General features: G+C 37.9%; 7 protein-coding genes and 1 rRNA gene (1 of these 8 only partly in view). 3 read left to right on the top strand and 5 right to left on the bottom strand.

Annotated features, from left to right (window positions below; genetic code table 11):
* Positions 1-335, bottom strand: a 16S ribosomal RNA gene (locus GAB14E_RS02940) (it extends 1,208 nt beyond the left edge of the window).
* 1,005 nt (positions 336-1,340) lie between these two features.
* Between GAB14E_RS02940 and GAB14E_RS02945 the strand changes: the two genes are divergently transcribed.
* Complete coding sequence (locus GAB14E_RS02945) at positions 1,341-4,466, top strand: S8 family serine peptidase (protein WP_033084080.1); 3,126 nt, start codon at positions 1,341-1,343, stop codon at positions 4,464-4,466.
* A 949-nt stretch (positions 4,467-5,415) separates the two neighbouring features.
* Here GAB14E_RS02945 and GAB14E_RS02950 read toward each other — a convergent pair.
* Complete coding sequence (locus GAB14E_RS02950; protein WP_033084079.1) at positions 5,416-5,925, bottom strand: PEP-CTERM sorting domain-containing protein; 510 nt, start codon at positions 5,923-5,925, stop codon at positions 5,416-5,418.
* A 388-nt stretch (positions 5,926-6,313) separates the two neighbouring features.
* Here GAB14E_RS02950 and GAB14E_RS02955 point away from each other — a divergent pair, with 388 nt between their 5' ends.
* On the top strand, positions 6,314-6,799 hold the full coding sequence (locus tag GAB14E_RS02955; protein WP_033084078.1) for a DUF4124 domain-containing protein: 486 nt from the start codon (positions 6,314-6,316) through the stop codon (positions 6,797-6,799).
* A gap of 115 nt (positions 6,800-6,914) precedes the next feature.
* On the opposite strand, the gene clpB is transcribed toward GAB14E_RS02955, so the two are convergent.
* From clpB to rluD, 3 genes are all read right to left on the bottom strand, one after another.
* The gene (gene clpB / locus GAB14E_RS02960; protein WP_033084077.1) at positions 6,915-9,488 is read right to left on the bottom strand and encodes an ATP-dependent chaperone ClpB; all 2,574 of its coding nucleotides are present in this window, start codon (positions 9,486-9,488) and stop codon (positions 6,915-6,917) included.
* A gap of 387 nt (positions 9,489-9,875) precedes the next feature.
* Positions 9,876-10,835, bottom strand: coding sequence for a peptidoglycan editing factor PgeF (gene pgeF / locus GAB14E_RS0123440; RefSeq protein ID WP_052094034.1), 960 nt, complete (start codon positions 10,833-10,835; stop codon positions 9,876-9,878).
* Entirely contained in the window at positions 10,813-11,790 is a 978-nt protein-coding gene (rluD, locus tag GAB14E_RS02965; protein WP_033084076.1) for a 23S rRNA pseudouridine(1911/1915/1917) synthase RluD, read from the bottom strand. The genes pgeF and rluD overlap by 23 nt, the downstream gene beginning before the upstream one ends.
* 194 nt (positions 11,791-11,984) lie before the next feature.
* Here rluD and GAB14E_RS02970 point away from each other — a divergent pair, with 194 nt between their 5' ends.
* Positions 11,985-12,743: an outer membrane protein assembly factor BamD gene (locus GAB14E_RS02970; RefSeq protein ID WP_033084075.1), complete on the top strand. Its 759-nt coding sequence runs from the start codon at positions 11,985-11,987 to the stop codon at positions 12,741-12,743.
* The last annotated feature ends 105 nt before the right edge of the window (positions 12,744-12,848 follow it).

Raw genomic sequence — 12,848 nt, 5'->3', positions numbered from 1 at the left:
CTGGGCCGTGTCTCAGTCCCAGTGTGGCTGATCATCCTCTCAAACCAGCTAGAGATCGTCGCCTTGGTAAGCCTTTACCTTACCAACTAGCTAATCTCACTTGGGCTAATCAAATGGCGAGAGGTCCGAAGATCCCCCCCTTTGGTCCGTAGACGTTATGCGGTATTAGCAGTCGTTTCCAACTGTTGTCCCCCACCATAAGGCATATTCCCAAGCATTACTCACCCGTCCGCCGCTCGTCAGCAGATAGCAAGCTATCTCTGTTACCGCTCGACTTGCATGTGTTAAGCCTGCCGCCAGCGTTCAATCTGAGCCATGATCAAACTCTTCAATTAAAAATCGTTTGTGTAACCTCATCACAAGTGATGTGTTACTGCTCAATGAATTCTGTCGTGCTACCTACCTAAGTAAATAGCGCATTACATAGTCGCTACCTAACCGAAGTTAAGTAACTATATTTATTTGCATGAACATCATTCATTAAGCGTTTTTGTTCTCCCAAAGGAAAACTATGTAAAACAACATTAATGTGAGTGCTCACACAAATTGCATGATAACTAATTGTTAAAGAAGAACTCCTAAGTAATCGCTAAGATTAAGTTGAAGTAGATGAGAGTCGCATTCGCTCTTCACCTGAACTGAAAACCGTGTGGTTAATCAGTATTGCTCGTTGCTGTTACCCCGAAGCAGGAGGCGTATAATACGCTTCCGAGTTTCGATGTCAACGTTTTTTTCTATTTAAAGTAAAGTATTTTAAAACACTTTAAAACGAGACGTTAAGTTAACTGGTTTAGCTTAAAAGCAAGTAGATAACTTATCAAAACGTCCAATTGGTAAAGGTTTTTGCCTGAACCCCTTGGAACTGGAGCGCATTGTAGAGAGTTTTGAGTTCAGTACAAGGGTTAATTTCACTTTTGTGTTTGTTCGCTTACAATTCAAACAAATCGCACCAAAAACCAACAACAAGAAAATAGTGTCAGCTTTTTTTACACACTAATGCATAACTACCCATACACACCAAAACAGTACAATTCCACATAAAAACAACTAGATACATAAAAAATATACAATATACCAAAGGGTTTTATGACTATAATTGCATCCTAAGCAAATAACTATGTAAATAAACTTTACATATTTTACAAAGTATCAACCTTATAACCCTTTGTACCTTCTCTCAACGTACCAGTACACAACTAATCATTAACATTTATGTAACAAAGGCACTATTATTGCTTATATATCTCACTCGCTATTTTTCATTGAGCAACAGCCAATGAAGATAATGAAAGTGTAATAAATATGCACAGCGAAGATATAACAATAAATCGGAGATACACATGCATTTCAAGAAATCTATAGTAGGGAGCCTGATTACATTAGCAATTGCCGCTACTGCAACCAGCACTGTCTTTGCTAATGAAGTTACAGGGGATATCAGTAAATTCAAATCTGTAGGTAGTGAAGTTAGTAGCAAACAAAAAACTACTGGTTATATTGTTCAATTAAAAGGTAATACTGCAATAGCTCAAGCGCAAGATATTGGTGAACTTTTACCTTCCAATCAGTTGGTAGCAAATACTGGTAATCGTTACAACGCGTATACCCCTGCGATGAAAGCTTATACTCAAGCACTTGAAAGTAAGCAAAATAAAGTGGCAAGTTCTATAGACTCATTAGAAATATTGCACTCTTTTAAACATACATATAATGGCTTTTCAGCGAAACTTAACGCAAAACAAAAAACGCAATTAGAATCTCACCCTGACGTTATTGGCGTATGGGAAGATAGATTAGAAATTATCAATACATCTAATACCCCTGAATTTCTTGGCTTAACGGGTCCTGGTGGTCAACACACCATGAACATCAAAGGTGAAGGCGTAATTATTGGTATTATCGATACAGGTGTATGGCCTGAAAATGATAGCTTCGCTGATGACGGCTCTTATACTGATCCTGCTGATCTAGGTTGGCAAGGTGCCTGTGATACAGGTACTGATGAAGACTTCAGCTGTAATAACAAATTAATTGGTGCACGTTATTTTGATGCGAGTTTCAGTAGTCAATATGAAGTTCAATACGCCTTAGGTGAATTTGATTCCCCTCGTGATGCTGATGGTCATGGTAGTCATACGGCTAGTACGGCAGGTGGTAACGAAGGTGTTTCCGCTATGCTTTCTGGTGCTAACGCAGGTACAGTTTCAGGTATGGCACCTCGTGCACGTATTGCTGCTTATAAAGCTTGTTGGAACAGTGATTACAAAAACCCTGAAGGTGGTGATGAAGCAGGTTGTTTCTACGGTGATACTATGGCGGCGATCGATGCTGCTGTAACTGATGGTGTTGATGTTATCAACTACTCTATTGGTGGAGATAGAGCGGATTTAACTATCCCATCTACCGCGGCAATGCTTAATGCTTCTGCTGCAGGTGTTTTTGTAGCTGTTTCTGCTGGTAATAGTGGTCCTGATAAAGAAACTGTTGGTACTCCTGCTCCTTGGGTAACTAGTGTTGCTGCATCAACTTATAATGGTACTTCTATTGTAATAGGTAAAGCACTTGATATTACTAGTGGTGCTTTAGCTGGTACATCTCTTATGTCAGTTCCTGCTGGTTTTTCTCCGGCAACAGTTGGCCTAACCGGTGAACTTGCTTTAGCTGAGCCAGTTGAAGCCTGTAATGACGCACCTTTGACTAATGCAGATGAATTAGTTGGTAAAATTGCACTTATTGCTCGTGGTTCTTGTGCTTTTACTGAGAAATTCCTTAATGCGCAAAATGCTGGTGCAATTGGTGCACTTGTTTATACCTACGATGGTACCTCACCATTTTCTATGGGCGGTAGTGATCCAGCAGTAACTATTACTGGTTCAATGATATCTTTTGCTGATGGTCAAGCATTAACAGCAAGTGTTCTTGCTGAAAGTACTTCAGTGATCTTTACTGACACAGCAGCTTCTGGTGAAGCGGTTGAAGTGGGTAATACCATTGCGTCGTTCTCATCACGTGGTCCAAACTTAAATACTTACGATATTATCAAACCAGATATTACTGCTCCTGGTGTTAAAATATTAGCGGCAACTACATCTGCACCAATGTTTGGTACACAAGGTGAAACATTTAAGTACCTTCAAGGTACATCTATGTCTAGCCCACACATTGCAGGTATGGCAGCATTATTTAAAGAATCTAATAGTTCTTGGAGTCCTGCACAAATCAAATCTGCGATGATGACAACTGCTCGTCAAAACTTAACTAAAGAAGATGGTTCAACGCAAGCTGACCCATATGACTTCGGTTCTGGCCATATCGCTCCAGTTTCTGCTTTAGACCCAGGTCTACTATTTGATACTAACCTTGCTGATTACCTAGCCTTCCTTTGTGGTCAAGACAAAGAAAGCTTTGTTGAGGGGTATGATACGAGTTGTGCTGAGTTAACAAGTAATGGTTTTAGTACTGATGCAAGCCAGTTAAACCTTCCTTCGATCGCTATTGCTGAGTTACTTGAACCTGAAACTATTTTCAGAACAGTATCTAATGCAACAAATGCTGCTTCTACTTATACAGCAAGTATTGAAGTACCCGCTGGTATAGAAGTAAGTGTGCAAACTTTTGATGTGAATGGTGATGAAACACCTGAAGCTACCTTAGAAATAGATGCAGATGGTAAAGCAAGCTTTGCTTTAACTTTCACTAAAACTGAAGCTGCGGATGTTGATACTTGGAACTTTGGCGCTATTACATGGACAGATACTGCTGGTCACTCTGTACGTTTACCATTAGCAATTAAAGCTATACCAACAGTTAAAATTGTTGTGCCTGAATTAATCTCAGGTGATCTTAACCGTGGTCGCTTCCGCTTCCCTGTTAAGATGCTTTACTCTGGTACAACAAGCATTAAACATGCTGGTTTAGTTGCACCATTTGGTACTGCTGGTAACGTAGAAGCTGATCCTGCACAAGAGTTTGAATTCTTAGGTGCCGGTACAAACTACCATATATTCCATATCCCTGAAGGTACACAGGTTGCTCGCTTTAGTCTATCTGATGCACTTGTAACTGAAGACGGAGCGGATCTTGATCTATACGTTTATCGTTGTGATAAATGGTCATGTGCTCAAGTTGCGAATTCACTTACCAGTGGTTCAAATGAGAATGTTATATTAACTAACCCTGAACCAAGAGCTGATGTGAACGTTGGTGATGTCTATGTAACTATGATTCATGGTTACTCAACAGGTGACGCTCCTGCCACAGATTACACTATGGTAGGTTGGATTGCAGATCAAGCTGAAAGTAGCACACGTGTAATGTCTAGCCGTAGAGCTATCAATGGTCGTTTTAATTACACTACTATTATGACAAGAGGTTTACCTACTGGCTCTACTTATATGGGCGCTGTAACTTACTTCAACGCCGATGGTGAAGCTGAAGGAACTACAGTACTTGAATTGAAAAACTAGTAGTACATACTATTATTCACTAGCTAACTTATTTAGTTAACTAGCTAGCTTAGTAACATAAATAAAGCCCTCTTAAAGCTGTTTAAGAGGGCTTTTTATTACTTGTAAATCCAATGCCTTAATATATTATTCGCGTACTTAGAGCGCAATAACACAACCATAGCTAATTCCATCTCAATAAAGCGTTGCAGCTTATTCTAAGTCAACTGCCACTTATTCAACTATACTTTCAGCCGCATCTCGAACTAAAACAAGCTTATGGGGATGTAACCTTAGCTATTCTTACAGAATTGTTACCCGTAATAAGCCCTGCTAAAAATTGAGTTCTTGTACTGTGAACAGTTTACTTAACCTGAACCCTGGACAATAAACACTTAATATTACTGTAAAAACAATAACTTAGGTAATTAAGAACAAAACTCACAAGATTAAGTAGAGATAGACTCTATCAATGTTTCAATTTATTTGGTTATCAAGGTAAAACATTTATGAATGACGGGTTCTTTATCGACGTTTAACGCTGAGAACCGGATAAAGGGGAGTATTTAGCAAGTACTGCTTGTCCAGAGTTCTGGTTACTTATTGTGTGAATAACAAAATGAAACTATACACAAATGACTTAATTATCTGCAATCGTTTGAACTAGCTTGTATGAGTTTACATATATTTGAAGTGACTTTTATCAAATTAGATTTAGATAATTAAGTTCTAGTAAATAGATGTAAATACAGGATATATAATGTTGACCGGGGATTTACTACAAGAGTATAAATGTATAGAAGCACAGAGAAGATTAAATACGATTGAGTCTAATTAAATATAACGAACCCTATGTGATAAATGTTATATGACAAACATCAAGGCATAAAAAAGGCCTTACCAAGGTAAAGCCTTTATCTACAAATTTACACCCTAGACCACGTAAATTGCCCAGTATAAAAATATATCGTTATAGTTTAGTTATTTTACGACGTGCCGCTAAACCAGCAACAGCAGTTAAAAACAATACTAAAGTAGCAGGAGTAGGAACAACAGTTGCTTGACCAAATGTTACGTCACCCCAAAAGGTAACTAAATCGTTAGATGCAACATCAAAAATATCAACAGTGCCGCCAAAACCGGCTTCAACAGAGCCATTGTATGCCCATTCACAGCCAGTACAGGTATCATTTACGTCAAAATTTAACGATTGAATTCCCGCGTAAAAATCCATAGTATCGATTACAGCTTCAAAAAATATTGGTGGTTGACTCATAGCATAACCACCAATTTCAAAAGATACCCAGTCCGTTACGATATCCCAGTCATCAGCCATTGCAGTATCAATAGAAACTGAACCAATAACACCGTCAGTGCCGGATATAAGGTCTTGTGTTATTAATGCAGCATTCGCTGCACCGGTAAAACTAAGAGCTAAAGTGATTGAAAAAAAAGCGCGTAAAATTAATTTATTTAACATGTTACTTCCTATTTATAATATGGCTATTTTATTTTTATAGTATTAATAGCGGCAGAGCTAAATTAATTCAATTGAACCAATTAAGCTAAAACCGACATTGCATAGCAGTAAAGCAATAATCACGCCTAAATAACATTTACCTTAAAGTACATATACTTACCACAATAGATACGACGCATTAACCTTAGATTAACAACCGAGTATTAAAGTGTAAAAAAAACTGACACTATTAGGTGTTAGCTCAACAGTACTAAGCATTTGTTATTCGAATAAGAATTTGCTAGCTTATGGTCACAAAAATAAATCTATACTAAAAACCGTAGGCTTACTTTCTAAACTGATGTATCAGTTGTATTATTATTTATAAGTTACAGAATAAGGTTTAACTATGAGCATTAAAAAAATATCTTTCACTGCCGCTTTATTAGCTACAACGCTAATCGCCCCATTACTATTCAACAGCGCTAACGCAAAAGATATCGCAATCTATCGTTGGATTGATAAGGATAATATTGTTCATTTTAGCCAAAACCTACCTCAAGGGTTTGATTATACCGAACTAAGTACAGTATCTTCATTTAAAGCTTTATCTAAAGCTGAGAGACAAGCACTTGCCGATGAAGATAAAGCTACACAAGCAGTTGCTGAGATGGAAAAACAACAAGATGATATTACAGCAAAGAACAAAGCTACCTTCGAGAAAAACTGTAAAGCAGCACGCCTTAATATAAAAATGCTGAACTCTTTAGATGATATACATATAAATGAAGAACAAAGCGATGGCAGTATAGGTAGCCGTCCACTAACTGCTGCTGAAAAAGAAGATAAGCTAACGTTAAGTAAAAAACATGAAGGACTTTACTGTAGTAAATAGAAAGATTTAATCTACGTAATCCTATTTTACAATGTTAATAGGATTACGTATTAAAGCTCAACGAATTATCTGCTTAGCCCCTGAATAGGTGGACTGTAAGTTACCAGATAAACTACTAGCAAGTGAAGGTCAATCCCTCCTCAACAACACTCACTTTAATAGTACTACCTTTCGCGAACTCGTTAGCGAGTATCTTTTGTGCTAATGGATTTTCAATTCCTTGTTGGATAGCTCGCTTCAGTGGTCTTGCACCAAATATAGGGTCAAACCCTGCTGCAGAAATTAACGAAAGTGCTTCATCACTGATATCTAAATGGAGTTCTTGCTCGGCTAACCGCTGTGCTAAAGCTTGAATTTGTATCTCAGCAATTTGCTTAATTTGCTCTTCAAGCAGTGGGTGGAAAACAACTGACTCATCGACACGGTTAATAAACTCTGGTTTAAAGTGCTGACCGAGTACGCTCATCACTTGGTCTTTCATTTGTTGATATTGACTATCACCAGCAAACTCTTGAATAATTTCAGAGCCAATATTTGAGGTCATAATAATCACGGTATTTTTAAAATCAACAGTACGACCTTGACCATCAGTTAACCTACCGTCATCAAGTACTTGTAATAAAATATTAAAAACATCTGGATGAGCTTTTTCAATTTCATCCAGTAATATTACTGAATAAGGTTTTCTACGTACAGCTTCTGTTAAATACCCCCCCTCTTCGTATCCTACATAACCCGGTGGCGCGCCAACTAAACGGGCCACCGAGTGTTTTTCCATAAACTCAGACATATCAACACGAACTAAGGCATCTTGAGAGTCAAATAAAAACTCAGCAAGCGCTTTAGTTAATTCAGTTTTACCTACCCCTGTAGGGCCTAAAAATAAAAAAGAGCCAATGGGCTGATTAGGATCACTTAAACCTGCACGAGATCGTCTGATAGCATTAGATACTGAAGTTACTGCCTCATGTTGACCAATAACACTCTGGTGTAAGTTATCTTCCATTTTTAATAACTTATCACGCTCTTGCTCTAACATTTTGGCGACAGGAATACCTGTGGCGCGGCTAAGAACATCAGCAATTTCAACATCAGTAACTTTATTTGCTAATAAGGTCATCTCTTGCATTTCTGCTTGGCTTGCTAAGTCTAACTGTTTCTCTAATTCAGGTAATTTTCCGTATTGTAATTCCGACATACGATTTAAATCACCCGTCCTTCTAGCGGCTTCCAATTCAAGACGAGCTTGTTCAAGCTCTTCTTTTATCGTGTGAGCGCCATAAAGTGCTGCTTTTTCAGTGGTCCATACTTCATCTAGTTCATCATACCTTTGCTGTTTGTCGGTAATTTGCGATGAAATGATAGCAAGACGTTTGATAGAAGCTTCATCTTCATCTTTCTCTAAGGCTCTTTGCTCAAGTTTTAGCTGAATTAATCGCCGTTCGAGTCTATCAAGGTCTTCAGGTTTAGAGTCCATTTGTAAACGAATACTCGATGCAGCCTCATCAATAAGATCAATAGCTTTATCAGGTAATTGTCGGTCACTTATATATCGGTGAGATAAAGTTGCTGCGGCAACAATGGCAGGATCGGTAATATTTACCGAGTGATGCAACTCATAACGCTCTTTTAATCCCCGCAAAATAGCAATGGTATCTTCAACACTTGGCTCTTCTATTAATACCTTTTGAAAACGACGTTCGAGGGCTGCATCTTTTTCGATATATTTACGGTATTCATCGAGCGTAGTGGCGCCAACGCAATGTAAATCACCGCGAGCTAACGCTGGTTTTAACATATTACCTGCATCCATTGCGCCGTCTGACTTGCCAGCACCAACCATGGTATGAAGTTCATCGATAAAAAGAATGACTTGCCCTTCTTCTTTCGACAATTCATTTAACACGGCTTTTAAACGCTCTTCAAATTCACCACGGTATTTGGCACCTGCAACAAGCGCGCCCATATCCAATGATAATACTCGTTTATTCTTTAAACCTTCAGGTACTTCATGATTAACAATACGTTGGGCTAAACCTTCAACAATGGCGGTTTTACCAACACCAGGTTGACCTATTAATACAGGGTTATTCTTGGTACGACGTTGTAAAACTTGTAATGTGCGACGAATTTCATCATCACGACCAATAACGGGATCAAGCTTGCCTTGCTCAGCAAGCTCAGTTAAATCGATGGTGTATTTATTTAAGGCTTGACGAACATCTTCAGCATTTTGTTCTTCGACATTTTGACCACCACGAATGTGGTCTATTGCCGATTTAATACGTTGTTGATTTGCGCCTAGCTCCGCAAGAATCTTTCCTAAAATACCTTTATCATCGATAGCAGCAAGTAAAAACATTTCCGAGGAAATATATTTATCTGACATTTTTTGCGTATGTTTATCACAAAGATTTAAAATTCTTCCAGAGGCTGATGATAATTGTACATCGCCGCTACTGTCCTGTACTTGCGCTAGTGAAGATAACGCTTCATTGATTTTCTGGCGCAAAGAACGTACATCAACCCCTGCACTCTTCAATAACGCGATAACAGAGTTACCGTTTTGATTTAGCAAAGCTAACATTAAATGAATGGGTTCAATAAACTGATGATCTTTGCCAAGGGCCAATGACTGTGCATCGGCAATAGATTCTTGAAATGATTGGGTAAAACGATCTAAGCGCATTTTATCTCCTTGTTACAAGTGGAGTAATAAACTAGTCCAATTGGGATAACTAAATTCTTTAATACATAACCTGAGATCTGGATAAGCAGCATTTGCTCAATCTTCCCCTTTATCCGATTCTCAGCGATAAAACGTCGATAAATAACCCATTATTCATAAACGTTTTGCCTTGATAATTGAAACATTGATAGAGCATATATCTACTTAATCTTGCAAATTTTGTTCTTAACAACATTAAGTTGTTGTTTTTTACTTAAACATGAAGCACTCATTATCTATGAGTTCAGGTTACCTAGTTAAGTTATAAGGCTAAAAGATTATTTTTCAATGTATTATCAAATATATGATTGATATAAAACAATAAGGGCTCAGTTTTTTAGAAAACTATTAACGTCGACAAATAAGACTCGCCATTCGACCCGTTTTTTGTTCTTTTCGATATGAATAATATTTCTTAGTTTCATGATAGGTACATTCTGCCAGAGTAGAGGTTTTACTCACGCCCAACATTTGTAATTGTAATAGTGCTATTTGATGTAAATCAGCAAAGTATTTGCCACTTTCTTGCTTTAAAAAAGCATTATTGAAAACAATATTCTGCTGAGTAAAAGCTTCTTTAACCTCACTGCCTACTTCGAAAGAATTTTTACCAATACAAGGGCCAAGCCAAGCAACAATATCTTCAGGCTTGCTGTGCATTTTCTCTAAGGTTTTTGTAATTATATTCGCTGCCAATGAACGCCAACCGCCATGAATAGCAGCAATCTCAGTGCCGTCTTTATGACTTAGTAAGATGGGTAGACAATCAGCTGTCATTATTGCTAAAGCAATATTTTTCTGACGAGTAATACTAGCATCAGCTGTGATAGCTAGCTCATCTACGGTTGTAACCTCCACAACTTCATTACCATGAACTTGCTCAAGCCACTGAATTTCAATGTTTTTACTTGCCTTATTCTCTGGCGATGGTGTGTTGGCTTGCAGCTGCTGATTAATGAAATATTTTAAAGTTTTACGGTTACAGATAACTTTTTTAACACTATCTCCAACATGTAGACCTAAATTAAAAGCACCAAATGCTGACTCTTCATTTTTTAAGCTTTCTCTTGTCAATGATTGTTCTAGTGAAGTTTGTTGATCTAGCACTGACTTTAAGGGTAACTGGGGGGCAAGGCGAGTTGATTGTAGCGCGAGAACCTTATCATTGATTTGATGTAAAGTGGCAGGTGTGTATTTAGATGTTGATAGGGATGGCCAATTAACCAACTCAAAAGTAGAGTTGGTCAATTGAAGCGACTCATTTTCAACATGAGCCGGTTTACTATTACAAATAATCGTCTTGGGCATTAAGCTTATTATCTTCTTGCAGCAGTTCAATTAGCTCAACAAAATCTTCTGGCAAGTCTGCATGCCAAGTCATTTCTTCGCCGGTTATTGGGTGAAATAAAGATAACATAGCCGCATGCAATGCTTGGCGCTTAAAGCTACGTAATTTCATTAATAACGCTTCAGTTGAGTTTTTTGGTGGACGAGGACGACCACCATAAACAGGGTCACCTACCAGCGGATGGGTAATATGAGACATATGAACACGAATTTGATGCGTTCTACCCGTTTCTAAACGTAAACGTAAACGTGTGTGTAAACGATATTTCTCCATAACTCGATAATGGGTAACAGAAGGACGTCCAATAAAAGAAACGGCCATTTGTGTACGCTTAGTAGAATGACGACCAATAGGCTCATCAACCAAACCACCTGCTGTCATAACACCACAGGCAATCGCTTCATACTCACGAGTAATTTCACGTAATTGCATCGCTTCAACCAAGTTAGTTTGCGCGGCAATAGTTTTAGCTATAACCATTAAACCGGTAGTATCTTTATCAAGACGATGTACGATACCAGCTCTTGGCACTACACCGATTTGTGGGTAATGATGTAACAAAGCATTAAGCAAAGTCCCATCAGGATTACCTGCACCTGGATGAACAACTAAACCTACTGGTTTATTTATTACTAAAATATATTCATCTTCATAAACGATATTTAACGGAATGTTTTGTGCTTCAAAACGTATCTCGGCTTCAACTTTGGCATTAATTTCAACAACTTCACCGCCATACATTTTCTCACGAGGACGGGTAAGTACTTCGCTATTAACCTGCACTTGTCCGTCTAAAATCCACTCTTTTATCCGTGAACGTGAATAATCAGGAAACATTATCGCTAATGATTGGTCAAAACGTTTACCTAAACATGACTCAGGCACTGTATCTTTATGTTGAATGATTTCTGACATTAAATTCTCTTTAAACTGGTTTAAACCTAGCGAATTAATCAAATTACTATTTGCACTGTGCAAGGTAAGGTTGCTAGGGTAGAATGCTTATACCAATTAAATTGGTATTGTTCTTAAATATAGAAACATTTTACCCGTTTACGCGGTGGTTTGATATTTATTTTAATTAAAACAAAGTAGCGATAATAAATTTCATGGAAAAATTGACAGTAAAAATTATTTTAACCGTTTTAGCATTAGCCTTAACAGGTTGTTCTTCATCTGAAGATGAGATTGATAAGGTTCCAGATAAGTCGGCACAAGCTTTATTTGTTGATGCCCGAACTGCACTTGATAATGGTGTATATCAAAAAGCTATTCAAATACTTAGTGCCATTGATTCGCGCTTTCCTTTTGGCCCTATCTCTCATCAAGTACAGCTAGACTTAATATACGCCTACTATAAAAGTGGTAATGCTGCTCAAGGTATTGCTTTAGCCGATAGGTTTTTACGCCTAAACCCCAATAACTCAAATATTGATTATGTCTATTATATGCGAGCTCTCATCAACCTTTCTACCGAAGAGAACTTATTTCAGGACATGGCAGGTATAGACCGCGCCGATCGCGATCCTGAAGCATCACGAAGCGCCTTTAATGATTTTAAAAGCATAGTCACTGATTTCCCTGACAGTAAATACGCTGCCGATGCGCGTAAACGCATGATTTCAATAAAATCACGTCTGGCGCAATACGAAATTGCCGTAGCTAAATACTATATTAAACGTGAGGCTTATGCTTCTGCAGCTAACCGTGGTCGTTATGTAATTGAATATTTCGCCCCTAGTCCTGAAATAGAACAAGCATTAGAAGTTATGATTGAAAGTTACGATAAGTTAGGGCTAAAAGATTTAAAGAAAAATGCTTTGCAAGTTCTTGCTGCTAATTATCCAAACAACCGTTTAGTGAGATAATAAGCTAAATTAGAAAGCTAAAAGATAAAAACGCTGAATCACCTAGGTAATTCAGCGTTTTTTTATTAAGTTAATTACACTGTTACTTCAAATAATCTCAACTCA

Origin of the sequence: Colwellia psychrerythraea, from assembly GCF_000764185.1 — a bacterium.
Taxonomy (GTDB): Bacteria; Pseudomonadota; Gammaproteobacteria; order Enterobacterales; family Alteromonadaceae; genus Colwellia; species Colwellia psychrerythraea_B.
This window is presented reverse-complemented; position numbering and strand designations above follow the sequence as displayed.

Bases quoted from the DNA above. Each gene is read 5' to 3' on its own strand.
- GAB14E_RS02945 (WP_033084080.1), top strand. From the start codon at position 1,341: ATGCATTTCAAGAAATCTATAGTAGGGAGCCTGATTACATTAGCAATT.
- GAB14E_RS02950 (WP_033084079.1), bottom strand. From the start codon at position 5,925: ATGTTAAATAAATTAATTTTACGCGCTTTTTTTTCAATCACTTTAGCT.
- GAB14E_RS02955 (WP_033084078.1), top strand. From the start codon at position 6,314: ATGAGCATTAAAAAAATATCTTTCACTGCCGCTTTATTAGCTACAACG.
- clpB (WP_033084077.1), bottom strand. From the start codon at position 9,488: ATGCGCTTAGATCGTTTTACCCAATCATTTCAAGAATCTATTGCCGAT.
- pgeF (WP_052094034.1), bottom strand. From the start codon at position 10,835: ATGCCCAAGACGATTATTTGTAATAGTAAACCGGCTCATGTTGAAAAT.
- rluD (WP_033084076.1), bottom strand. From the start codon at position 11,790: ATGTCAGAAATCATTCAACATAAAGATACAGTGCCTGAGTCATGTTTA.
- GAB14E_RS02970 (WP_033084075.1), top strand. From the start codon at position 11,985: ATGGAAAAATTGACAGTAAAAATTATTTTAACCGTTTTAGCATTAGCC.